The sequence below is a fragment of the Chthoniobacter flavus Ellin428 genome, assembly GCF_000173075.1.
In the GTDB taxonomy this organism is placed as follows: domain Bacteria; phylum Verrucomicrobiota; class Verrucomicrobiia; order Chthoniobacterales; family Chthoniobacteraceae; genus Chthoniobacter; species Chthoniobacter flavus.
Window position 1 is genome coordinate 79,474 of record NZ_ABVL01000010.1, and the last position, 24,009, is coordinate 103,482.

Consider the following 24,009-nt stretch of genomic DNA (forward strand, 5'->3'; position numbering starts at 1 on the left):
CTCACCGCCATGTTTCCTCGTTGCTGGCTGTTCCTCTGTGCGCTTGTTGCGCAGTGGCTGGCCGCGTCCGCTACTTTGGCGGAGGAGTCGCGCTGGTTTGAGCCCGCGGCGCGCCTACTGAGCCAGGATTATCGCCAACTTGCGGAGCGAGAGGCTCAGTTGCGCGCGGAATTGGTGACCCTGCCGAAGGCGCCCGTCTCGCAGCAGAGCGAGCATCTTGGCTGGCACAGTTTGTTTGCCCGCAGCGCCAATGCGACCAAATGGCTGCAACTGGATCTGGGCGGGGAAACGAAGTTCGACTCAGTGGTGCTCGTGCCGGTGGATGTCGCCTACGGGGCCTATCCCGGACCGGGGTTCGGCTTCCCGCAGCGCTTTCGCGTGGAAGTGTCCGACGATGTCGCCTTCTCGGAACCACGTTTGCTGGCGGCGTTCGACGATGCGGACTTTCCGAATCCAGGAAACGCTCCGGTGTTTCTCTCCACGCCGGGCGCGTCAGGCCGGTTCATTCGCATCACCGCCACGCGTTTGTGGCCGCGCGGAGATACGGCCCTTTTTGCGCTCGGTGAAGTCTTCGTATTGCGAGAGGGGATGGATGTCGGCGCGCACGTGAACGTGACGGTGAGTGATGCTTACAACAACCCGCCGACGTGGGAGCCTGCCAATGCGACCGACGGCCAGAGCGTCCTCGGTCCGCCGGTGGCAATCGGTCGTGCGCCGGGCAATGGCTGGCACGCGCAAATCGCGCGTTCGCCGGATGTGGAAAAATGGGTGCAGGTCGATCTCGGAGCGGAAATGCCGCTCGAGGAGGTGCGGCTTTACCCGGCGCGGCCCAATAATTTTCCGGCGCGACGTGGGTTTGGCTTTCCACCGCGATTTCGCGTCGAGGCGGCCAACGATGAGGCCTTTAGCCAACCGGTGATGATCTTCGATCAGACCGGCACGGATTTTGTAAATCCCGCGGAGAATCCCGTGAGCGTTCCGATTAAAGACGTCCGCGCACGGTATATCCGCGTGACCGCGACCAAACTGTGGGAACGGTCGGACGATTACATCTTCGCGCTCGCCGAGTTGGAAGCCTACTCGGGCGGAAAGAATGTGGCGCTTGGGGCTGCGGTCACGTTTCTCGATAGCATCGAGGCGTATACCTGGTCGGGCCGTTTTCTGGTGGACGGCTTCAACAGTCAGGGCCGCATTCTCGAGCTGGAGAGTTGGCTGCGAGGTTTGTCGCGACGCCCGGGAAATCGGCAACGAACTGCATCAACTCGAAGACGAGCGAGCACGCCTGGCGGCGAACTTGATGACGCGTGTGACGCGTTGGGTTGCGGCGCTGGTATTGCTAGGCGTAGTGATGATCATCTGGTGGGCCCAGCGTCGAGCGCAGGCGCGGAGAAGGGAAGTGGACCAGCTCCGACAGCGCATCGCCGGCGATCTGCACGATGAGATCGGGAGCAATTTGGCCACGATTGCGCTGCTTAGCCATCTCGCGCAACAGGAGGGAGGCCCCGCGCAGGAAGATCTCGCCGAGATCAATCGCGTCGCTCGTGACACGGCGAATTCCATGCGGGATATTGTCTGGCTCATTAAGGCCAGGCGCGGAGGAAGCTGGGGACTTTGTGGCAAAGCTGCGCGAAACGGCGGCGCTGATGCTGGCCGGGCTGGAATGGCAGTTCGACGGCGACGCGCTGACTGGTTCTCTTTCTCTCGAGTGGAAGCGCGAGATCCTGCTCATTTTCAAGGAGGCGTTGCACAATATTCGCCGCCATGCCTCCGCGCAGCGGGTGACGATTCGCCTGGCCGACGAAGACGGCGAATTGGTGATGGAGATTTCGATGACGGGAGTGGCTCGATGTGCACGGCGCGACGACAGACACGGCCTGACGAGCCAACGACAGCGTGCGCAGGCGCTGGGAGGAGAATTGAGGGTTGCCTCCCAACCCGGTGAAGGAACAGTCGTGACATTGCGCGCGAAATTGGATTCTGCTGCGCAGCCGGAACACACTTGATTTCGTCATGGCCGCCGAATCCATCACTGTCTGGTTGATTGAAGACAACGCGACTTTTCGCCGGACGGTAATGCGCGCGCTGGACCAGGAAGACGGCTTTCATTGCCTCGGTGGATTTGGCTCCTGTGAGGACGCCTTCGCCGCGCTGTCGCGGCAGCCTGCACCGCAGGTCGTCCTCCTCGATGTCGGATTGCCGGGGATGAGTGGGCTCGATGGGATCGCGCGTTTTCGGGAGCAGGCGCCACAGGCCAGGATCATCGTGCTGACGGTTTTTGAGGATGAGGACAAAATCTTCCGCGCGATCTGTGCCGGGGCCGCGGGGTATTTGCTGAAGACGGCGCCGGTGGAAGAGATTGCCCGGGCGATCCGCGATGCCCTCGCGGGGGGGGCGCCGATGAATGGCCGCATCGCCCGGCGCGTTCTCGATATGTTCGCCCGCTTCGCGCCGACGCGGGGGGACGGCGATTACGGCCTGACCACCCGCGAAACGCAGATTCTGGAAGCGATGGTCAAAGGCCGAACAAAAAAGGAAATCGCCGCGCAACTCGACCTCAGCTTTCACACGGTCGATACCCATCTGCGGAATATCTACCAGAAGCTCGAGGTGAATACGCGGACCGGCGCGGTAGCGAAGGCGTTGAAGGAAAAGTTGGTCTGAGCCCATCCCGCGCATGCGTGATGGTGGGCATGGAGGCGGAACGTAGAGTAGGCGCATGTCACTTTCCGTTTCTGCCCGGACTTGGAGCCTTGCCCTGCTTTCGGTGGCCTGGCTGGCGCAACCGGTTTTCGGAGCGGAGAAGCTCGATCTGACGAAGTTGCCGCCGGCAGTGACGCGGGCGGTCGACTTTGCCCGGGACATCCAGCCGATTCTCGAATCGCGCTGCCAGAAATGCCACGGACCCGAAAAGCAGAAAGGTGGCTGGCGGGTGGACGTCAAAGACGCGGCCATGACCGGAGGGGACGAGCACGCGCCGAATATCGTGCCCGGCAAGAGCGCCGAGAGTCCGATGATTCAGTTTATCGGCGGACTCGATGAAGACATGAAGATGCCGGCGAAAGGGGACCCGCTCAGTGCCGAGCAGATCGGATTGCTGCGGGCCTGGATCGACCAAGGCGCCGTCTGGCCGGAGAGTGCGGGCAAGCCGAAGCGCGATCCGTTGGATTGGTGGTCGCTCAAACCGATCGTGCGACCGACGGTGCCGGGCCCGGGCAATCCTATCGATGCCTTCGTGCGGGCGAAGCTCGCCGAAAAGAATCTCTCGCCGTCGTCGGAAGCGGATGCGCGCACGCTGTGCCGCCGGCTCTATTTTGATCTCACCGGCCTGCCGCCAACGCCGGAAGAAATGGACGCCTTCGCCGCGGATACTTCACCGGGGGCGTATGAGCGGCTGGTGGATAAATTGCTCGCCTCCCCGAGATACGGCGAGCGTTGGGCGAGACACTGGCTGGACGTGGTGCACTACGGCGACACCCATGGTTACGACAAGGACAAGCCGCGGCCGAACGCGTGGCCGTATCGCGATTACGTCATCCGCGCGTTCAACGAGGACAAACCGTATGCGCGTTTCGTGGAGGAGCAGATCGCGGGCGACGTGCTCTTTCCGAATACGCGGGATGGCATCGAGGCCCTCGGGTTCATCGCTGCGGGGCCGTGGGATTACATTGGCCACAGCGAAGTGCCGGAGACGAAGGTCGACGGGAAGATCGCGCGTCATCTGGATCGCGATGACATGGTGGCGAATACGATCGGCACTTTCTGCAGCGTCACCGTGCATTGCGCGCAGTGTCACAATCACAAGTTCGATCCGATCACGCAGGAGGATTACTATTCGTTGCAGGCGGACTTCGCGGCGCTGGATCGCACGGATCGCAAATACTATCGGGACGATGCGACCAATGCGCGTTTCCGGGAGCTGCAACGACGGCAGCAACAAGTGGAGAGCCAGTTGGCCGAATTGGAAAAGCCGCTACAGGAAAAGGCCGGTGAAGCGTTTGCGGCATTGACCCACAAGATCGATGGCGCCTCCAGCGTAGCGGCTAAGAAGCAGGGCAATACGAGTCCGGACTTCGGATATCACAGCGCCATATCCCAGACGCAGGACGCGACCAAGTGGGTAGAGGTCGATCTCGGCAAACACGTCGGTATCAACTACGTGACGCTGCGCCCTTGTTACGACGATTTCAACGCCGTCGGCGCCGGCTTTGGTTTTCCAGTGCGATTCAAAGTCGAGGCGAGCGATGACCCGGAATTCAAGACGGGCGTGATGTTGCTTTGGCGGCGGCATGACGAGACGTTCATGAACGATTTCAAGAATCCTGGCCTGCAGCCTTTCACCACCGGCGGGGCCAAGGATGACGGGATCGGGGGCCGTTATGTGCGAGTCACGGCGACGAAGTTGGCGCCGCGCAAGAACGACTTCATTTTTGCTCTCGCGGAACTGCAAGTGTTCGATGCTGCGGGAAATAATGTCGCGCAGGGTAAAGCGGTGACGGCGTTCGATTCGATCGAAGCGCCGCCGCGCTGGCGGAAGATGAATCTCACCGATGGTATCGCGCCCGTGGCGGCGTCGGCGGACGAGAAGGAGAAACTGGTGCAGGAGCGCGATGCCTTGCTCCTCAGTTTTGCGGATGACGAGACCAAGGCGAAGCGGGCCGCGTTGCTGGCGGAAAAGTCGCGGGTGAGCGACGACTTGAAGAAACTGCCTCCACCCAGTGTGGTCTACGCGGGCGGCATTCACACCGGCACCGGGGCTTTTCGTGGCACTGGGCCGGATGGAGGCAAGCCGCGGCCGATCTTTGTTCTGGCTCGCGGACAGGTGACGCAGCCGGGCAAGGAAGCGGTGCCGGGGGCCTTGAGCGCATTGAGCTTTGAACCCGCGCGCTTCGCGCTCGCGCCGGATGCGCCGGAGGGCGATCGCCGCGCGGGCGCTCGCGCACTGGCTATCGGACAAGCGGAATCCGCTCACGTGGCGAAGCATCGTGAACCGCGTTTGGCAGTATCATTTCGGGCGCGGTTTGGTGACGACGCCGAATGACTTCGGCCGCAACGGAGCGCTGCCGTCGCACCCGGAATTGCTCGATTGGCTGGCTTCGGATTTCCGCGACAGCGGTGGCTCGCTCAAGCAACTGCATCGGCTGATTGTGACCAGCGCGACCTACAAGCAGGTTTCCACGTCCAATGCGCCAGGAGAAAAGATCGATGTGGATAACGCACTGCTCTGGCGGCAAAACCGGCGCAAGCTGGAAGCAGAAGCGGTGCGGGATTCGGTGCTCGCAATGAGTGGAAAGCTGGATCTCACGATGGGTGGTCCGGGTTGGCAGGATTTCGTCATCGAGCATCCGGAACATTCCCCGCACTACGAATATGATCTGGCTGATCCGGAGGACCGGAAGACCTGGCGGCGGTCGATCTACCGCTTCATCGTGCGTTCGCAGACGCAGCCGTGGATGACCTCGCTGGATTGTGCCGACCCGTCGATGCGCGTCGATCGACGCAACGAAAGCCTCTCGGCCCTGCAGGCGCTGGCGTTGCTGAACGATGGCTTCATGGTGACTCAGTCGCGGCACTTTGCGGAGCGCGTAGAGGGCGAGGCGCCGGACGTTGCCGGTCAAGTGGAGCGAGCGTATCGCCTGGCTTTCGGCCACGCGCCGAGTGCGGCGGACCACGAACATCTGACTGCCTTCGCGCAGGCCAACGGCCTGCCGAATCTCTGCCGCGTGCTGCTGAACCTGAATGAATTCATTTTCGTCGATTGATGCCATGAAGAACGACTCTCCTTTTCATCGAATGCCCGAGCGGTGCGGGCTGAGCCGGCGGGAATTTCTGTGGCGCTCCGGCGGCGGTCTCGGTGGGCTGGCGCTCGCCTCCCTACTGGGCACGGATCGGGCGCTGGCGACCGATGGTCTTTTGACCGGCAAGCTACAGTATCCGGCGAAGGCGAAACGAATGGTGCAGTTTTTCATGGCCGGTGCGGCCAGCCATATCGATCTCTTCGACTACAAGCCGGAATTGGTGAAGCGTGATGGACAGCCGAGCGATTTTGGTGAGCACGTGGAGGCGTTTCAAAATGGGCTGGGGCCGTGGCTGAAACCGGTTTGGGATTTTCGACCCTACGGTCAGAGCGGCAAGATGCTCAGCGAGGTCGTCGCTCCGCTGGGTTCGGTGGTGGACGACATGGCGTTCATCCACAATGTGGTCGGCAAGTCGGGAGTGCATAGCTCGGCGACGCTCTTGCAAGCGACGGGATTTCAATTGCCGGGCTTTCCGGGAGCAGGCTGCTGGGTGAGTTATGGATTGGGTTCGATGAATGACAACCTGCCGACGTTTGTGGTGTTGCCGGATCATCGCGGCTTTGCTTCCAACGGCGTGAAGAATTGGGATTCGGCCTTTCTGCCGTCGCAGCATAGCGGGACGATTATTTATCCCGGAACGGCGACGCCGATCGCCGACCTTTTCCCGAACAAAGCCGGCAACTACATTACACAGGAAGGCGAGAGCGCGGCGCAGCGACTCATGGCTGACTTGAATCGCGAGCATGCGGCGACGCGGGAAGGGGACCAGCGGTTGGAAGCACGCATTCGCAGTTATGAATTGGCGGCGAAGATGCAACTCGCCGCACCCGAGGCGCTCGATCTCAAGACGGAGCCCGAGCACATTTTGAAGCTCTATGGTCTCGATCGTGGAGCGCAGACCTGGCCGAAGGAGATCAATGCGGAGGAAGAGAACTTCTACTTTTCGCAGAAGTGCCTGGCGGCGCGTCGACTGCTCGAGCGCGGAGTGCGTTTCGTGCAGGTGTGGAGCGGAAATGACAACGGTTTCCCGCGGCGAAACTGGGATTCGCACGAGGATGTGCGGCGTGATCACGGACCGCTGGCCCGGGGAATGGCGCGTGGATGCGCAGCGTTCATTCAGGATCTCAAGCAGCGCGGGATGCTGGAGGATACGATCATTCTTTGGACTACGGAATTTGGCCGCATGCCGTCATCCCAAGGCGGCAAGGGGCGCGACCATAATCCGTATGTATTTACGAACTGGCTTTGTGGTGGCGGGATCAAAGGCGGGACCACGCATGGCGAGAGCGATCAATGGGGGTACAAGCCGCTCGATCGGAAGCATCCGACGGAGGTCTACGACATCCACGCCACGCTGCTGCGGCAACTCGGGATCGATCACACGAAGCTGACGTATCGGCACAACGGCATCGACCGTCGCCTGACCGATGTGCACGGGCACGTCATCGAAGAATTGATCGCCTAGTGAGAGATATCCTTTCCTGGTGGAGCGAGGATCGGGCGAATCGCATCCACCGCGATCTTTCCGGCGTTATGGACGTGTGTGCGCATGGCCGCGGCGGCTTTCTCTGCATCCTGCCGCAGCAGGGCGGCAAGGACTGCCTTGTGTTCCTTGATTGCGGTGTCCTGAAAGCGGTGCCGATTGCCGACCGTCTCACGAACGATTTGGACGAAAGTTTCGTAGCGCGCGATTTCGCGGGCCAATCGGCGATTGGGACAGCGCGCGGCGATGAGGTCGTGGAGGCGTCGATCAGCTTTCCAGGCGCGCTGTGACCACGCCGCGGAGGTGGACGAAGTGGCAAGCAATTCGGTGGCCTCATCCTGCAACTCTCGCAATTCCTCAGCGGTGACGGCCTCGCCGGCCAATCGCGCAGCCTCCGATTCCAGCAGGGCGCGCACTTCGTAGATCTCCTCCACCTCGCGTGGGCCAAAAGGGGTGACAACGGCGCCGCAATTGGGGCGCAATTCGATGACGCCGACGGCTGCGAGTTCCTGCAGGGCCTCCCGGATCGGCGTGCGGCTGACATGAAAATCTGTGGCCAGTCTTTCCTCGCGGAGACGCTCCCCAGGTCGCCAGGTGCCGCCGAAGATATTCAGGAGCATGCGGCGGACGAGATCAGGCTTGAAGATCGGCTCCGCGGTGGAGGCGGGCTTGGCGACCGGTGCGGGGTTGGAGGGGTGGGAAAGCAAAGCTTTTTGGGAAAGAAAAATTTTCGGCTAACGTATTCGCTCTGCGGAAAGTTGTATACAAAAACAATTTTGCATACAATCCTGTTTGGCCCCACCCATGAAACGCTCCCTGCTCCTTCTGCCGCTCCTGCTCTTCGCCCACGGTCTGTGCGCAGCGGAGGTGGATGTTTCCAAGTTGCCACCGCCAGCGGCGCGTCCGGTGGATTTTGCGAAGGACGTCCGTCCGCTTTTTGAAAAGTACTGCTTCAAGTGTCACGGGCCGGAAAAGCAGAAGAGTGGGTATCGCCTGGACGTGCAGGATGTGGCGCTGAAGGGCGGCGACGATCACGCGCCGAATATCGTTCCCGGCAAAAGTGCGGAGAGTCCGTTGATTCATTTTGTGGCGGGACTCGATGAGGACATGCTGATGCCGCAAAAGGGCGAGCGGCTGACGGCGGAACAAATCAGCCTGCTGCGGGCGTGGATCGATCAAGGCGCGAACTGGCCGATGGAGGCGCAGGCCTCCGATCCGCGAAAGACGCATTGGTCCTTCTGCCGCTCAAGCGATCCGAGGTTCCAGCGATCAAGGATGCGAAAGCGAAGATGCGCAATCCGATCGATGCTTTCATCCTCGCGAAACTGGCGGAAAAGAATCTCACCCTTTCGCCGGAGGCGGATCGGCGCACGCTGATTCGCCGGCTGAGTTTCGATCTTTTGGGGCTGCCGCCGGCGCCGGAAGAAATCGAGGCGTTCGTTTCCGACCCGGATCCCAAGGCTTACGAAAAGCTCGTGGAGCGCCTGCTGGCGTTCCCGCACTACGGCGAGCGCTGGGCGCGACACTGGCTGGATGTGGTGCGGTTCGCCGAGAGCAACGGTTTCGAAATGAACCGGGCGCGGCCGAACGCGTGGCCTTATCGCGACTACGTTATTCGCGCCTTCAATGATGATGTGCCCTACGATCGCTTCGTGCGGGAGCAACTGGCTGGCGATGCGCTTGGAGTGGATGCGGCGACCGGGTTCATTGTGGGGGGCGCGTACGATGCGGTGAAGAGTCCCGATCCGGTGCTCACCGCCCAGCAGCGCGCGGATGAATTGCATGACATGGTGAGCACCACGGCGAGCACGTTCCTCGGTCTCACGCTTGGCTGCGCGCGTTGTCACAATCACAAGTTCGATCCGATCTCGCAAGCGGACTACTATTCGGTCACGGCGGTGTTCCAAGGGGTGCGTCATCAGGAACGGCCGATGCGGCCGGCGGATTACCAGGAACGGATGAAGCAGGCGGATGCATTGCGCGCGGAGATGGCGCCTTTGAATGCGAAGCTCGCGCAATTTCGGCCGCTCGCGGAACAGAGGCGGGTGCTGTTGCTTGACGAGAACACGCCGCCGTCGGGGAACCCGGCGCTGCCCGGAGTGACGCAGATCGAACAGCCGAAGAACGGGCAACCGGCCATGTATTCCGAGGGCAAGGAGAAGGGACAGGCGAGCGATCCGGGGGATATCGCGCGGTTGCCGAATCTGGGAGAGAGCTATAGCTATTGGACGGCGAAAAAGGATACGCGCGAAGATTTCCTCTCGTGGGAGCCGCGGCTTTCGGGGCGGTTCACGATCTGGCTTTCCTGGGCGACGTATCCGACGCACGTCTCCGATGCGCGCTACGTGCTCGATCGCGACGGTGATTTGAAAACCACCACTGACCAGGTGGAGATCGCGCGCGTCGACCAGAGCAAGTTTACCGATGGCGCACCAGCGATTCCGAATCAGCGGCGCTGGAGCGGACTTTTCAACGCGGGCGTCTACGATCTGAAGCCGGAGAGTCGGGTGATTCTCCGGTCGGGCGACGTCGCGGGGCCGATCGTGGCGGATGCCATTCTCTTTGAGGAAGCCGCGGCGGATGCGCCGGCCAAGTCTCCGATTATCGCGCCGCACGTGCGTCCGCCGGTGACACAGGGGAGAAACGAAGAGTTTTTCCATCCGGTGGAGGCGAAGTTTGTGCGCTTCACGATTCACGGTTCGAGCTCGGCCGAGCCGTGCATCGATGAGCTCGAGGCTTTCACGGCTGAGAAGAATTCGCGCAATGTCGCCCTGGCCAGTGCGGGGACAGTCGCCACGGCCTCGGGCGTATTGGATGGAGGCCACAATCCCAAGCATCAGCTCGCGCATATCAATGATGGACTCTACGGCAACAGCCATAGTTGGATTTCGAATGAAAAAGGGCGGGGGCTGGGTGCAGTTGGAATTTGCGAAACCGGAGAAGATCCAGCGCATCACCTGGAGCCGCGACCGCGCGAACGAGAAGAAGGTTTACGACGACCGTCTGCCGACCGATTATCGCATCGAAGTTTCGCTGGATGGCCAGTCGTGGCGGACGGCGGCTTCGTCCGTGGATCGGTTGCCGGTCGAGATGCGCAAGCGGATCACCGCGATCCCGACGCTGAGCAATGTGCCACCGGACCAATTGCCGGAAGTCACCAAACTCGTGGCACAACGAGGGAGGCTGGAAGAGCAGATTCACACTCTCACTGCGTTTCCGCCGGTGTACGCCGGCAAGTTCGAACAACCTGGGCCGTCCTATCGGCTCTATCGTGGCGATCCGATGCAGCCAAAGGAACAGGTCGTGCCGTCCGGGTTGGCGGAGTTTGGCGGGAATCTCTCGCTGAGCGCGGATGCGCCGGAACAGGAGCGGCGCACGGCCTTCGCGAATTGGATTGTCGATTCGAAGAATCCGCTCACGGCGCGCGTTTTCGTCAATCGTATCTGGCATTACCATTTCGGCACCGGGATTGTGGATACGCCCAGCGACTTCGGGCTCAACGGTGGAAAGCCGACGCATCCGGAGTTGCTCGACTGGCTGGCGAGCGAGTTCATGGCGCGTGGGTGGAGCGTAAAGGCACTGCAGCGCTTGATCGTGCTGTCGGCGACTTACCGGCAGTCGAGCCAGCCGAGGACCGAGGCGATGAAGGTCGACGCGGGCTCGCGGCTGCTCTGGCGCTTCCCGCCGCAGCGACTAGAGGCGGAGGAGTTGCGCGATACGATTCTCGCGGTGAGCGGGAAGCTTGATCTGCGGATGGGCGGGCCGGGGTTCGATCTCTTCGAATCGAATGACAACTACGTGAAGGTCTATACGCCGAGAAAGGAGTTTGGCCCGGCGGAGTTTCGTCGCATGGTGTATCAGTCGAAGCCGCGCGTGCAGTTGGATGATGTCTTCGGCGCGTTCGATTGCCCGGATGCGGGACAGATCACGCCGCGGCGCACCAGTTCCACCACGCCGCTGCAAGCGCTCAATTTGCTCAACAGCACCTTTGCCATGCAGCAAGCCGGGTATCTCGACGAGCGATTGGAAAAAGAGGGAGGCGGAAGGGTGAAGGAGGAAGTGAACCGTGCGTTTCTCCTCGCCTTTGGACGTTCGCCATCGGTGGAGGAATCGGCAGCAGCGGCGCAACTCATCCAGCAACATGGATTGAAAGTTTTTTGCCGCGCGCTCTTCAACGCCAACGAATTCATCAACGTGTTTTGATTTATGAACGATCGACTGCTTTCTCATGCGGGGCGCCATTTGCTAAGTCGCCGGGATTTTCTGCGGTGGGGCGGGACGGGGTTGGGCGGGATCGCGCTGGCGACCTTGCTTGGTGAACAGCAACTGCTCGCGGAGGATCATTCGCCCATTCGCCCGGTCATCGATCCGACCCAGCCCTACGCGCCGCGACCGCCGCATTTCCCGGCGAAAGCGAAGCGCGTGGTGATGCTCTTTTGCTCGGGCGCGCTCAGTCACGTAGATACGTTTGACTACAAGCCCGAGTTGGTGAAACGGCACGACACGCCGATGCCGGGTGGCGATGGGCTGGTCACTTTCCAGGGGCAGCAGGGCAACCTCATCAAGCCGCTGTGGGAGTTCAAGCCACGTGGGCAGAGCGGCAAGATGGTCAGCGATCTCGTGCCGCATCTCGCCGAGTTGGCGGATGAGATGTGCTTCATCCACTCGATGACCGCCAAGTCGAACACGCACGGCCCGGCGGAGAACCAGATGAGCACGGGCTTCACCCTCGACGGCTTTCCGGGAATCGGTTCGTGGGTAACGTATGCGCTGGGCAGCGAGTGCCGCGATCTCCCGGCTTTCGTGGCGATTCCCGATCCGCGCGGTGTCCCGCAGATTGGTTCGCGTCATTGGTCGTCGGGCTTTCTCCCCGCGGTATTTCAAGGGACGGCGTTCAATGCGGACAAACCGATTCCCAATCTCGAACGCCCGACAGGAATCAGCGCCAGCGACGACCGTGCGACCCGGGATTTTTTGAAGCTGCTCAACGATCAGCAATTGGCGAAGAATCCCGGGGACAGCGATCTCGCGGCGCGGATTTCCGCGTATGAACTGGCGGCGAAGATGCAGTTGGCCGCAGCGGAGGTGAGTGGCACTTCCGGCGAAAACGCCGCAACGCTCGAGGCGTATGGGGTCAATGATAGCAACACGACGAAGGCGGGCTTTGCGAAGAATTGCCTGCTTGCTCGGCGGTTGATCGAACGCGGGGTGCGTTTTGTACAGCTCTTCAATGGCTCCTACGCGATGGGCGAGGGCGTGGGGAATTGGGACGGGCACAAGAAGATCCAGGACCAATACAACATCCATGCGCCAATTCTCGATCAGCCGGCGGCGGCGCTATTACGCGATTTGAAAGAACGCGGATTGCTGGCGGAGACGCTCTTCGTTTTCGTCACGGAATTCGGGCGCATGCCGACGTTCCAAAAAGGCGCCAATGGGCGGGACCACAACCCGAAAGGCTTCACCGTGTGGCTGGCGGGCGCGGGTGTGAAGCGGGCGTTCAGCTATGGGGCGACGGACGAGTTCGGCTACCGGGCGGTCGAGCAGGTCGCGACCATCTATGATCTGCACGCGACCATCCTGCGCATCCTCGGGCTCGATCATGAGCGGCTCACCTTCTATCACAACGGCATCGAGCGGCGGCTCACCGATGTGCATGGGAAGGTGATTGAAGCAATCCTTTCATAGGCGGGGCACACACCGAAATGGCCGATCCGGTAGCAACGTCGGTGCTTCTGCAGAGAGGCGGAACTTTATGCGGCTGCCGCGACGATTCCTCTTGGTATTGTCGGTCACAGCGTGTCTGGTGAGCCTCTATGGGACACAATAAAGGCAAAGACAACGCCAAGAAACGCGCCGCTCGCCGGAAGAAGACAGAGCGACTCGCGCTCGCCAAAAAGACGAAGGCGGCTTAGCCGTCGCGATCTGCGACAGGACCAAATCCCAGCGCTGTGGTGGTAAACACCGCAGGGTCTTCTAGGAGATTGTCCTGAATTGCGGGCGACAAGATTCCTTTTCGGGTGCATACTTCTTTCTGAAGCTAAACCTAAAAAGCGGTCGGGAGTTAATTCTTGCCACCAAGCGATACGCCAGGGACTCCACCGCAGAAAGTTGGTGGTACGTCCTGTCGACCACGTTCCTTCTCCTCATTGCATTCGCCGGAACGCATTGGAGTTTGAATCTGACCTCACGGGTGGTCTGCAGCGTTCTCAGTGGGCTGCTGCTCCTGCAGACTGTTTGTCATTTACCACGACCAACAGCACCACGCCATCCTGCCTCGCTCGCGGGCGGCGGACCTGTTTATGCGGGTGTTTGGAATTCTCGCCTTGAGCCCCAGTCACATCTGGCGCAGCTCGCATAACCATCACCACAGCCACAACTCCAAGTTGCGCGGATCGCATATCGGCTCGTTTCCGATCATGACGAAGGCCCAGTATTTGAAGTCCTCCTCGTTGGTTCGTTTTCGTTACCTTTTCACCCGGCATCCCCTGACGATTCTCTTCGGCTACTTCTTCGTCTTCATCGTGGGAATGTGCCTCGTTCCGTTCGTGAACAATCCGAAGCGGAACTACGACGGTCTTATCGCACTGCTACTGCATGCTGCCATCGGCGTCGCCTTGGTTCACTATTGGGGCTGGATGGCGCTGCTCCTCACCCAGACGATTCCGCACTTCGTGCTCTACGGGATTGGGACGTATCTCTTTTACGCGCAGCACAATTTTCCCGGTGTTTTGTTCAACGACAAGGCCGGCTGGACTTATGAAAAGGCGGCGATCGAGTCCTCCAGCTTCCTGCGGACAGGCGCCATCATGGCCTGGTTCACGGCGAACATTGGCTACCATCACATCCATCACTTGAATGCCCGGATTCCATTCTATCGGCTGCCCGAAGTGGCGCGCGGCGTGCCCGAGTTGAGCGCTTCCCGTATCACCTCTCTTCATCCGCGCGAAATTATTCGCTGTCTCCGCCTGAAAGTGTGGGATGTTGAACAGCAACGCATGGTCGGCCTCGATGAAGCGATGCGGCAACCCGCACCGGCCGTCTAAGCGAACCCTTCCATCGAAGCGATGGGCGCCTCGGCGTCTTTCGTGTTTCCTCTTCACGCTTATTTCCATTTCCTTTACCGCGGGTGAAATTGCCAACCGAGTTCAGGGCGAAGTCGAGGGTGACGCGGACACGCTTTTAACTGGCCTTGCCGCGGCGGATGCCGCGGGGTGTGGAGATCTCACGTTTGCCGAAAAAGGCGCGCATTTCCAGGCGGCCGCGCAAAGTGCGGCGAGTGGCATATTGGTCGCGGGCCCATTTCGATCCCCAGAGAAAGTGCTGATTCGGGTGCGAGATGCCCGCGTGGCTTTTGCCCGGTTGCTGCCGCTCTTTTTCCCGGAGGAGCAATATCCGGCCGGGATTCATCCGAGCGTTGTCACGGCCTCCTCTGCCGAAGTGCATCCCACCGCGCACATCGGCCCTGGCTGCGTCATCGGTGAGGGAGCTTGCATCGGAGCGCGTTCCGTCCTGGTGGGCGGAAATCACCTCGGAAAGAACGTTCACTTGGGTGAGGATGTGCGCCTGTTTCCCAACGTGGTCGTTTACGACCAGACGTTGATCGGCAACCGCGTGACCATTCACGCTGGCACCGTGATTGGGGCGGACGGCTTTGGATACGTCTTTGATCAAGGCGTGCACCGGAAAATTCAGCAGGTTGGCAAGGTGGTCATTGAGGATGATGTGGAAATCGGCGCGAATTCAGCCATCGATCGCGGGGCGCTTGGTTCGACGGTGATCGGCGCCGGAACCAAGATCGACAACCTCGTTCACATCGCCCATAATGTCGTTCTCGGCCGCCATTGTCTGATCATGGGCCAGGTGGGTTTTGCCGGCAGCACTCGTCTCGGGGATTATGTGGTCGTCGCCTCACAGTCCGGCATCGCCGGTCATCTGCATCTCGGCGATCAGGCAACCATCGGAGCGAAATCCGGAGTCATGCGCGACGTGCCGGCGGGCGGCACCGTGCTGGGAATTCCCGCCATGTCCGATAAACAGACCAAACGCCAGTGGATCGGGGTGCAGCAATTGCCGGAAACAACCCGGCGCATTCGCGAACTGGAACATCTCGTGGGACGTTTGACGGCCCGGTTGGACGCCCTCGAAGCGTCTTCGCCGGAACCAGATCAACGCTCCGCCTAAGGCTCTCCTTGTCCGCCGTCTATGCAGGCGTGGCCGCGCCGGGCTGGGCTTGCTTGAGGCGGGCCAGTTTGGCGGCGGCGTCGGTGAGCCACGCGGCGTCGGGGGCAGCGTAGGGGCGGAAGGTTTCGAGGGTGCCGGCTTGCTCGTTGTAGTAGAGCGCGCGGTGCAGGCCAAGGTTGCTGGCCTTGGGCGAGTCGATGAGGCTGGCGGAATCGTTGGCGCTCATCTGGAAGACGACGCGCATTTCGAATTCCGTCAGCGCCTTGCGGCTCATGCTGCGGTTGACGTTGTTGAGCGTGTCGATGCTGACCAGCAGGTGAATGCCGTAGCTGCTGCCCTCGGTGATGAGATCGGCGAAAAGCGCACCGGGATTCGCGGCCGAGTCGTCGCTGCTCATTGAGAAGCTGAAGTCGTCTTCCTGCCGCAGCTTCTTGAAACGGTGCAGGCCGTGGATGAGGACGAAGATCGCCGGCGCATCGTGCGGCGCCTCGCCGTTGGAGCGCGCTTTCAGCTCCGTGGAGAGGTCGGACATGATCTGCGGGATTTCCGGTCCACGGCTGACCGTCACCGGATGCGGAATGGCGGCGACGACGCGGTCGAGCAACTCCGCGTCCTGGGACCCGGGCGTGGTGCTTTGGATCAGGACGAACTTCGCGGCGCCGAGCGGATATTGCGCGGCGAGCGAGAGCATGGAAATGCCGAGCATGGTGAGCGCGGCTTCGTCGCGCTGACCGACGATGAGCAGATGGTTGCCGCTCTGCCGTTGGAACATCGCTTCGGTGGGGCCTTTGATGGAATTCGGCGCGCCGAACCAGGCGCGGCCCACCGCGGGGGCCACGCTGGGCGTGGCGTCCAGCGTCCGGCGGAGGACATCGTTTTCCGGGAGCGCTGCAGGCGCGTTGCCCTCGAAGACGATGGGCGTGCCGTAGTCCGCGTGGCGCTGTTCGACCAAGGCATGGATTTCATCGAGCCGCACATCGCGCTCGCTGTCGGAGAGCCAGCAAACTTGGAAGGGACTGTTGCCTTCGATGGCGCCGGCGGCGTCGTTGTAGATGCCTTCACCGGGGCGCGAGAGCAGACGCGGCGCCGGGTTGTTGTCGTCCATGATGAGATAGGCATCGGCCTCGTTACACTGCAACGCGACGCGAATGACCATCTGGCCGAGGGTCGCGCGAGCCAGCGAATAGGCGCCGCCGAGTGTTTGCGAACCGAGCAGCACGTGAATGCCGAAGGCACGACCCTGACGAACGATGCGGTCGAAGAGCAGCGAAGCCGTCTGCGCGATGGTATCGTCGTCGACGAAGAACTCCTGAAATTCGTCAATGATGAGCAGGGCGCGGGGCATCGGCTCCGTGCCGCCTTCGCGCTTGTAACCGGCCACGTCCTGCACGCCGAGCTTGCGGAAAATATCGCCGCGGCGCTTCAGTTCTTCATCCACGCGCTGAAGCACGCTGAGGGCGAATTCGCGATCGGACTCGATCGCCACGACCCTGGCATGGGGCAGCCGCTTTTCGGCGTAGCACTTGAACTCGACGCCTTTCTTGAAATCGATGAGGTAGAACTCGACCTGCTCCGGCGAGCAGGAGAGCGCGAGGTTCGTGATGATGATGTGGAAGAGCGTCGATTTACCGGAGCCCGTCTTGCCGGCGAAGAGCGCGTGCTGGCGCGTGCCTTTGCCGATGGCGAGATACTGGTGCTTGGTCGCGCCGGTGCGGCCAACGGCGATCTTGAGTTCGTTGGTCGTATCGTTCGTCCAGAGCTGGCCGGGCGCGGGCGCGATCTGCGAGAAGGGGACTTCGACGCGATTGGAATCGACGCTGGCCTTGCCGATTTTGTGGACGAATTGCGCGGCGAGTTCGTCGGAGGGCGGGGCGTCAAAAGTCAGCCGGGCCATCGCTTCGGTGGGCGCGTTCGCGATCACGAATTGATTGCCCTGGCGCTTGAGCACGAGGCTGCTCTTGCGCAGTTCGTCGGGCACGAAACCATCCGGCAATTCCTGCCGCTCGTCCCAATGAATGAGGGTGAAGACGCCGCAGCGCGCGCCGCTGGTGGCGATGCTTTGCAGGCGCTTGGCGGCAGTCTCGCTGAAGTTCGCCGGGAAATCCGCGACGACGAGGAAATGATACTTCTCCGCCACGCTGCCGGCTTTCTCGTTGTATTCGGTGATCGTCGCGTATTCGTTGCGCAGATACATCTGGATTACCTTCTCGATGTGCTCGTTGAGCTCACCGAGGCGTTCGTCGATCTGGTCACGCTGCGTCCAGATGCGCCGGTTGATGAGCGCTTCCTCGTAATCGGAGAAGTGCATGAGGCCGGCGAAATTCTGGCCGAGGCCGACCGGGTCGATGATGGTGAAAGCGAGCTTGCCCGGCTGACTGGTGGTGAAGAGGCGCAGGATGATGTCGTTGAGCGTGCCAATCATCGTGGCATCGCCCGATTCCTTCGTTTCGAAGAGCAGCGAGCCCTCGAGCGGATAGGTCAGGGCGAGCGGCGCGGTCAATTGCGCGGGGCCGGGCAGGGGAAGCCGCGGGTCCTGCGGGTGCGCCGCGAGCGTCGTATCGAGCTGGCCGAAGCGCGTGGCCCAGGTGAATGACTTCGGGATGGTCCAGCTTTCGAGGAAGGATTCCGACCAGGGCGGGAAAGACTCGGCGGAGGCCGACTGGATGGCGTGCAAGTTTTCGTAGAGCGGGGTGATGGCGCTCTGCCACTCTGCGGCGAGCGCGTCCCAGCGGGTCGCTTCTTCCTGCGTGATGGCGGTCGATTCCGTGGCGTGCGTGGCATCGAGCGTCTGCCGGCGGGCATCGGCATCCTGGCGATAACGCGCCTGGCGTTCATCGCGTTCGGTGACGAACCGGGCGAGTTTCGGTGCGGAAAATTGATCGATCTTCGCCGTCACGCGCGGCATCTGTGCTTCGATTTTCTTGCGCATCTTGTGCTCGAACTCGGCCTCCACCTGGTCGGAGCGTCTCCACTGCTCTGCAATCCCGCCCCGGGTCTTTTCGAATTCCTCCTGGGCGCGATCTTTCACCACCTGCTGCTCGTGGTCGGCCAGCCCCTTGATGGCCGCGTGCTGCACGGTGGCCACGCGGAGAGCATTGGCAAAGTGCGGCACGAAGGCCTTGCCCTGTTGGTGCCCCATGACCGCGCCGATGATGAAAAGGAAAGCCAGCGCGCCGAGAATGCCCGCGAGCACGATGCCATTCGGCGGCATCGCCACCGCCGCCGCGACCGCGAGCAGGAGCAGCACCGGGATGACCACATAGGGCAGCGCATAGCCGAAGAACTTCGGCAACGGACGCCGCAGGTATTCACCGAGATATTGCTGGGCCACGGCGACCGCGTTGTTCAATTCCTTCAATCCTTCCTCGCAGCTCGCCGGCGTCGGCGCCTGGGCATTGATCGGTCGCAGTTGCTTGAGAAAGCTGAAGTAACCGCCAAAGGCCCGGCGCGCCTGCCGGCGCATTTTCTTCATCGCATCCTCGGCAGCGTCGAGCTGCTCCATGCAGTTGCCGTGCACCTTGTCCGCCGCTTTTTGGTCGGTCTCGAGTTTGCGCTCGGCTTGGAATTGCTTGAGCTGCAGGTCCCCCATCCAGCGCTCCTTGGCCTGGCGGGCGTGGAGCGGCAGCTTGCGCAGCATGGCGGTGCCGGAGCGGTTCACGCGCATGCGGCGGCCTTCGTAGAGCGCGGTCAGGCGCTGGCGGCCGTTTTGGCAATACGCATTAGCCTCCTCGACGAGGTTGGTGAAGCGCGTCTCGGCCTTCTCCTTGCCGTCGCGCTGCTGGCGATTAATGGTATGTCGGCGCGCGGCAAAATCCCGACTCAAGGCCTCTTCGCGCTGGGCGAAGGCGGCGGCGGTTTTTTGCAGCGTGGCGAGGAGTTCGAGGACGCGGGTGGGACGAAGGTCGGGCTTACTCACATTCACTTCTTACACGTTTCAAAAGGACATCGATTTCCTGCATCACGCCCATGGTGCGTTGGACGTGATCGGGCAGATCTTCGAGATAATCGCGCTGGAACTGCTGCGCCTTGTGATCATGCCAATGGGAACGCGCTTCGTTCCATTTGAGATTCAGTTCCTTCAGGGCCTGGACGAGATTGGCGCCGCTTTCTTTGGCACTCATGCGGAGGGGGCTTCGGGTTCGGCCGCAGGGGCGGCGTTGGGCGCGTCTTTCGGCGCCTGCACTTCGGCATAGGCCTCGAGGGTCTGGGCCGCGTGGACGAGGTAGGTGATGCCTTTGGGCAGGTTGAAATCGAGAAATTGCCGCAGGCCTTCCAGGCGCTTGGCCATGGGGTCGGCAATGGCGTCGAAATTCTGGTTCCACTTGCGGATCATGCGCAGTTTTTCCTCGGCCTCGGCGACGGCGGCCTTGGCTTTGCGCACGGCGTTTTGCTGGAAGGTAATATTGTCGCGCAGGCTGGAGAGCTTGGCGCTGATCAGCTCCTGTTCGGCGGCTTCGAGGGCACGCATGCGCTTCTTCATCTCATTTTCCCAGCGGGTGCGCTGCTCGTGTTGCAACCACATGCGGGTGCGCCGCAGCTCATCGGTGGCGTCATCGAGGGCGCGGCGCGCTTTGCTCTGGAAAATGATGAGGCCCGCGCGAAAAGCATCGAGCGCATCGACCGAGGTGACGTTTGCCTGGTTGCCGGCCATGATTCAGCGCTGGTCGAGATATTCCTCGATCCGCTGCGCCTTGCGCAGGAGAAAGGGCGTGTGTTTCTCCGAGATCTCGGTGAATTTCTTGATCACCTTCATGGTGGTGATGAATTCCTCGGCGAACTTTTCGTGTTCCTGATCCTGCCAGGTGGCGGAGAGGGCGGAGAAACGAGCTTGCAGCGCGGAGGCCTTGGTCTGCACGTCGTCATTGAAACGCTTCAGCTCCTTGGCGAAGCGCCGCACCTCCTCGGGATCCATGATTGCTTGGGCCATAAGTGTGCTTGGGTGGGGAAGGTTGAGCGGGTCAAACCCGCCGTTGCGTGAATACACCTAATCTAAACAGTCAGGTGGATAAATACAAATTGCGGGTTGTAAAGGGATGGTAAATCCCGGCGGCTTTTTCCGCCGGCGAAACGGAGAGGGCGGGACGTGGGCCCTCGTGCGCCGGGATTACCTCGTGAAATGGGCTTCTCCCGGCAGGTGAGGACACCTGTCCTATACCTAAACGCCGCATGGGTTCTCCTTTTGGAAAAATATTTTGAGGGCGCTGCGGTGCGCTTAGACGGATCGATTCGGTTGGAGTGTTTCACCAGCGGGTTGCATTCTCCAACCCCGTTTCCCATCTCAGGTTGCCATCCAGATGGATGGGCGTCGTAACCAATTTGGGGTTCAAAAGTCAAAGACGGTAGCGATGATTCCGGGGAGCGCGCCTTTGCTGAAACCGTCGCAGTCGCCTAACTCCGCGTTTTCGTCGACTCCGTGAGACCGGCGGAGGCGGGACGCGAGATCGGGATGGGCGTCGGGCCGGCGCTCGGCGCCGTGGAACCGTTGGAACGCTTTTTGGTCACCTTGCTCTTCGCCGGGGTCGGTGCCGCGGTGGCAGCCATCGGGACGGGTGTGGACGCCGGCGCAGCCGTCGTCGCGGCAGTCGTGGGCGGATTCGTCTCCATATTGTAATGGCCGGCCGGAGCGGTCGCGCCATTGCCCACCACCATTCCGCTGGGGAAGTGGTTGTTGACGACCTCCACCCGGGTGCCGACGCCGATCCGGTCGAAAAGCTGAATGACATCGTGCGAACGCATGCGGATGCAGCCGTAGCTGGCCGGGGTGCCGATGCTCCATTCCTCGGCGGTGCCGTGGATGTAGATATCGCGGTCGAAGGCGCGGTGGTTTTGCGGCTCGAGGCCCCGGAGCCAGAGGATGCGCGAGACGATGGGGTCGCGTCCCGGGGTGTTGGGGCGCACGATTTCGCCGGTCGGCCGGCGGTTCTTGAATTTCATGCCGCTCGGCTGTCCGCTGCCGATTTTCTCCCGCACTTCCATTTCGCCCAAGGGCGTGGCGTAGCTGCCGGGACGGTCGCCGACGCCGAATTTCGAGGTGGAGATATCGTAGCGGGCGATCTCCACACCATGCTCGAAGAGCACCATTTTCTGGTCGGGAACGCTGATGCGGATCAGATGAGGGTTCGGCTTGGTCGCGCAGGAAGCGAGACCGAAGGCGAGGGCGGCGGCCAGGAGGCCACGGGCGATTTGTCTGAACACGGCAAGTATTTACGCGGCTTCGCACCAAGTCTCAAGGGGCGAACCCGCAAAATTACGGGGCGACCGTCTTTTCTTAATCTTAATCGTAATCATAATCTTAATCCTCTGAGCGCTGCAGAGGATTAAGATCAAGAGTAAGATTACGATTAAGATTCGCCGCCCTACACCCCAGCCAGCGCCGCGCCATCCAGCACCGCTGGATCACCATAGAGCGAGAAGCCCGACGAGCGGCTCACGGCGACTTCAAAGATCTCGCCGATGTGGCGCTCGCTGCCTTCGAAAATGACGATCTTGTTTCCGGGCGTGCGGCCCGTGAGTTTGGCGTCGTTCGTCTTGCTCGGGCCTTCGCAAAGGATCTCCACATTGCGTCCCACAAGCGCCTCGCCCTTCGCCTTGGCGAGCGTATCGACCACCCGGAGCACGTCTTGATTGCGCTCTTCCTTGACCGCTTCGGCCACTTGGTCGCCCATCGTGGCGGCGGGCGTATCGCGGCGCGGCGAGTAGCGGAAGATGTAGGCGTTATCGAAGCCTACGCGCTGCACGAGATCGCGGGTGGCGGCGTAATCTTCATCTGTCTCCCCCGGGAAGCCGACGATGATATCCGTGGTCATCGCGATGTCCGGCCGGGCGGCGCGCAGCTTTTCGGTGAGCGAGAAATACTTTTCCGCGGTGTAGCCGCGATGCATGGCTTTCAGGATGCGATCAGAGCCGGATTGCATTGGCAAATGCACGTGCGGCATGAGCTTCGGCAGCTCGGCGAAGGCATTCACGAGATCGTCGCGGAAGCCGATCGGATGCGGAGAGGTGAACCGCAGCCGCTTGAGGCCTTCGATGGCGTGGACGGCTTCGAGGAGCTGCACGAAAGGCGATTTGCCGTCCTGCTTTTCAAACTCGTGCCGGCCGAAAAGATTCACGATCTGCCCGAGCAGCGTTACTTCCTTCACCCCGCGGGCGACGAGCCCCTCCACCTCGTGGACGATTTCCTCGATGCGCCGCGACCGTTCCGCGCCGCGGGTGCTCGGCACGATGCAGAAGGTGCAGTGCATATTGCAGCCCTGCATGATGGAGACAAACGCCGTGGCTTGCTTCTCCGTCAGCACGTGCTCGCGAATGGTTTCCTGCGAGCCGGCCTCTTCCTCGACATCCACGATGGAGAAGCGTGCATCGTCCATGAGTCGCTCGCGCAACTCCCGCTTTCGCTGGATGATCTGCTCCACATATTCCGCCACGCGGTGAAATTTCTGGGTGCCGACCACGAGATCCACGTGGCCCATGTCGCGGGTGAGTTCCGCGCCGCGGGATTGCGCCATGCAGCCGAGGAAACCGAAAATCATCTCGGGTTTGTTCGCCCGCAGCCGGCTGAGCATGCCCATCTTGCCGATCGCCTTCTGCTCGGCCATGTCACGCACGCTGCAGGTATTCAGCAGCACCACGTCGGCCTCCGTCTCGTGCGGGGTCATCTCGTAACCTTTCTCCACGAGCATGCGCGCGACTTGCTCGGAGTCGCGTTCATTCATCTGGCAACCGTAGGTCTTCAGGAAAACTTTGGGCATGGGAGGGGCGGAAGGTAGCGAAGAAATGGGAAACGTCCAATTGGGAAAGGCGGAAAGGCAACACCCAACATCCAATGACGCAAGCGAGGACCGGTGTCCGCAGATGGGGACGGTGGCGGGTTCTTTGATTGGATGTTGAATGTTGGGTGTTGGACGTTGGACGTTGGATGTTCTGCCTTTCCTCTTCCCCCATCCTCTGCCACAAACCCTCCCCCATGCCTTCCGATAGCGATCTCCAGATTCTGCGCTCTGCCATCCGTGATGTGGTCGATTTCCCGAAACCGGGGATCGTTTTCAAGGACATCACTCCGGTGCTGGCGGACGCGAAGCTCTTCCGGTTGGCGATCGATTGCTTTGCCGAGGCGACCCGGGCGGCTGGAGCCGAAAAGGTCGTGGGGATCGATGCCCGTGGTTTCCTTTTCGGGGCGGCGGTGGCGTATCAGCTCGGGCTCGGCTTTGTGCCGATCCGCAAGAAGGGAAAGCTGCCCTACAAGACGCAGAGCGCCGCTTACACTCTGGAATACGGGGAAGCCGTGGTGGAGATGCATGTGGATGCCGTGCAACCGGGCGAGAAGGTGGTCTTGATCGATGATCTCCTGGCGACCGGGGGGACGGCTGCTGCGGCGATCAAACTCATCGAACTGATGGGCGCGAAGCTGGTGGAGGCCCAATTCCTCATCGAACTCGACTTTTTACAGGGCCGGGTGAACCTCCCGGCGGACCGGGTCCGGGCGTTTTTGCATTTTTGAGGCTTCGCCCGCCGCATTTGCCATTTTTGGCAAAAAGAGGGCCTAAAACC

The 24,009-nt window shown here is 61.3% G+C and carries 19 protein-coding genes and 2 pseudogenes; 14 read left to right on the plus strand and 7 right to left on the minus strand.

The features are described 5' to 3' along the window. The first annotated feature begins 9 nt into the window (after nt 1-9). From CFE428DRAFT_RS17020 to CFE428DRAFT_RS17040, 7 genes and pseudogenes are all read left to right on the plus strand, one after another. A complete protein-coding gene (locus tag CFE428DRAFT_RS17020) occupies nt 10-1,440 on the plus strand; it encodes a discoidin domain-containing protein (protein ID WP_006980843.1) in 1,431 nt (476 codons plus the stop codon). Then, nucleotides 1,397-1,525 (plus strand): annotated as a pseudogene (locus tag CFE428DRAFT_RS41160) (histidine kinase); the annotation flags it as partial. The gene CFE428DRAFT_RS17020 and the pseudogene CFE428DRAFT_RS41160, both read left to right, overlap by 44 nt. An 88-nt stretch (nt 1,526-1,613) precedes the next feature. After that, complete coding sequence (locus tag CFE428DRAFT_RS39870) at nt 1,614-2,003, plus strand: sensor histidine kinase (protein WP_237705515.1); 390 nt, start codon at nt 1,614-1,616, stop codon at nt 2,001-2,003. A 7-nt stretch (nt 2,004-2,010) separates the two neighbouring features. Further along, nucleotides 2,011-2,661: a response regulator gene (locus tag CFE428DRAFT_RS17030; protein WP_006980845.1), complete on the plus strand. Its 651-nt coding sequence runs from the start codon at nt 2,011-2,013 to the stop codon at nt 2,659-2,661. A 55-nt stretch (nt 2,662-2,716) separates the two neighbouring features. Further along, on the plus strand, nt 2,717-5,038 hold the full coding sequence (locus tag CFE428DRAFT_RS17035) for a DUF1549 domain-containing protein (RefSeq protein ID WP_006980846.1): 2,322 nt from the start codon (nt 2,717-2,719) through the stop codon (nt 5,036-5,038). Beyond that, nucleotides 4,983-5,759 carry a DUF1553 domain-containing protein gene (locus tag CFE428DRAFT_RS38945; protein ID WP_006980847.1) on the plus strand — a complete coding sequence of 259 codons (777 nt, stop codon included), beginning with the start codon at nt 4,983-4,985 and terminating at the stop codon, nt 5,757-5,759. The genes CFE428DRAFT_RS17035 and CFE428DRAFT_RS38945 overlap by 56 nt, the downstream gene beginning before the upstream one ends. A gap of 4 nt (nt 5,760-5,763) precedes the next feature. Further along, nucleotides 5,764-7,260 carry a DUF1501 domain-containing protein gene (locus CFE428DRAFT_RS17040; protein WP_202797453.1) on the plus strand — a complete coding sequence of 499 codons (1,497 nt, stop codon included), beginning with the start codon at nt 5,764-5,766 and terminating at the stop codon, nt 7,258-7,260. On the opposite strand, the gene CFE428DRAFT_RS33875 is transcribed toward CFE428DRAFT_RS17040, so the two are convergent. Then, nucleotides 7,257-7,985 (minus strand): GntR family transcriptional regulator, encoded by a 729-nt coding sequence (locus CFE428DRAFT_RS33875; RefSeq protein WP_083805204.1) that lies wholly within the window; start codon nt 7,983-7,985, stop codon nt 7,257-7,259. The genes CFE428DRAFT_RS17040 and CFE428DRAFT_RS33875 overlap by 4 nt on opposite strands. A 97-nt stretch (nt 7,986-8,082) precedes the next feature. Here CFE428DRAFT_RS33875 and CFE428DRAFT_RS41165 point away from each other — a divergent pair, with 97 nt between their 5' ends. The 6 genes and pseudogenes from CFE428DRAFT_RS41165 (at nt 8,083) to lpxD (ending at nt 15,462) form a co-directional block, all read left to right on the plus strand. After that, complete coding sequence (locus CFE428DRAFT_RS41165) at nt 8,083-8,655, plus strand: c-type cytochrome domain-containing protein (RefSeq protein ID WP_202797454.1); 573 nt, start codon at nt 8,083-8,085, stop codon at nt 8,653-8,655. After that, nucleotides 8,568-9,134: pseudogene (locus tag CFE428DRAFT_RS41170) on the plus strand (DUF1549 domain-containing protein); the annotation flags it as partial. The gene CFE428DRAFT_RS41165 and the pseudogene CFE428DRAFT_RS41170, both read left to right, overlap by 88 nt. 1,036 nt (nt 9,135-10,170) lie before the next feature. After that, nucleotides 10,171-11,481, plus strand: a complete 1,311-nt coding sequence (locus CFE428DRAFT_RS33895; protein ID WP_006980852.1) for a DUF1553 domain-containing protein — start codon at nt 10,171-10,173, stop codon at nt 11,479-11,481. A gap of 3 nt (nt 11,482-11,484) precedes the next feature. Next, nucleotides 11,485-12,966 (plus strand): DUF1501 domain-containing protein, encoded by a 1,482-nt coding sequence (locus CFE428DRAFT_RS17055; protein WP_006980853.1) that lies wholly within the window; start codon nt 11,485-11,487, stop codon nt 12,964-12,966. A gap of 524 nt (nt 12,967-13,490) precedes the next feature. Next, complete coding sequence (locus CFE428DRAFT_RS17060) at nt 13,491-14,324, plus strand: fatty acid desaturase family protein (RefSeq protein ID WP_202797455.1); 834 nt, start codon at nt 13,491-13,493, stop codon at nt 14,322-14,324. Further along, entirely contained in the window at nt 14,290-15,462 is a 1,173-nt protein-coding gene (gene lpxD / locus CFE428DRAFT_RS17065; protein WP_006980856.1) for a UDP-3-O-(3-hydroxymyristoyl)glucosamine N-acyltransferase, read from the plus strand. The genes CFE428DRAFT_RS17060 and lpxD overlap by 35 nt, the downstream gene beginning before the upstream one ends. Before the next feature lie 19 nt (nt 15,463-15,481). Here the strand turns inward: lpxD and CFE428DRAFT_RS17070 are convergent, their stop codons facing one another. The 6 genes from CFE428DRAFT_RS17070 to miaB all read right to left on the minus strand — a co-directional run bounded on the left by CFE428DRAFT_RS17070 (nt 15,482) and on the right by miaB (nt 23,210). Continuing rightward, nucleotides 15,482-19,378: an FtsK/SpoIIIE domain-containing protein gene (locus tag CFE428DRAFT_RS17070; protein ID WP_006980857.1), complete on the minus strand. Its 3,897-nt coding sequence runs from the start codon at nt 19,376-19,378 to the stop codon at nt 15,482-15,484. Beyond that, complete coding sequence (locus CFE428DRAFT_RS17075) at nt 19,371-19,583, minus strand: hypothetical protein (RefSeq protein WP_006980858.1); 213 nt, start codon at nt 19,581-19,583, stop codon at nt 19,371-19,373. Before CFE428DRAFT_RS17075 ends, CFE428DRAFT_RS17070 begins: the two co-directional genes overlap by 8 nt. After that, complete coding sequence (locus CFE428DRAFT_RS17080) at nt 19,580-20,113, minus strand: hypothetical protein (RefSeq protein ID WP_006980859.1); 534 nt, start codon at nt 20,111-20,113, stop codon at nt 19,580-19,582. Before CFE428DRAFT_RS17080 ends, CFE428DRAFT_RS17075 begins: the two co-directional genes overlap by 4 nt. A 3-nt stretch (nt 20,114-20,116) precedes the next feature. Continuing rightward, complete coding sequence (locus CFE428DRAFT_RS17085; RefSeq protein WP_006980860.1) at nt 20,117-20,389, minus strand: WXG100 family type VII secretion target; 273 nt, start codon at nt 20,387-20,389, stop codon at nt 20,117-20,119. A 461-nt stretch (nt 20,390-20,850) separates the two neighbouring features. Continuing rightward, a complete protein-coding gene (locus tag CFE428DRAFT_RS35080; RefSeq protein ID WP_006980861.1) occupies nt 20,851-21,657 on the minus strand; it encodes a L,D-transpeptidase in 807 nt (268 codons plus the stop codon). Nucleotides 21,658-21,818: 161 nt separating this feature from the next. Continuing rightward, a complete protein-coding gene (miaB, locus tag CFE428DRAFT_RS17095; protein WP_006980862.1) occupies nt 21,819-23,210 on the minus strand; it encodes a tRNA (N6-isopentenyl adenosine(37)-C2)-methylthiotransferase MiaB in 1,392 nt (463 codons plus the stop codon). Nucleotides 23,211-23,425: 215 nt separating this feature from the next. Here miaB and CFE428DRAFT_RS17100 point away from each other — a divergent pair, with 215 nt between their 5' ends. After that, a complete protein-coding gene (locus tag CFE428DRAFT_RS17100; RefSeq protein ID WP_042725198.1) occupies nt 23,426-23,959 on the plus strand; it encodes an adenine phosphoribosyltransferase in 534 nt (177 codons plus the stop codon). Nucleotides 23,960-24,009: the final 50 nt, after the last annotated feature.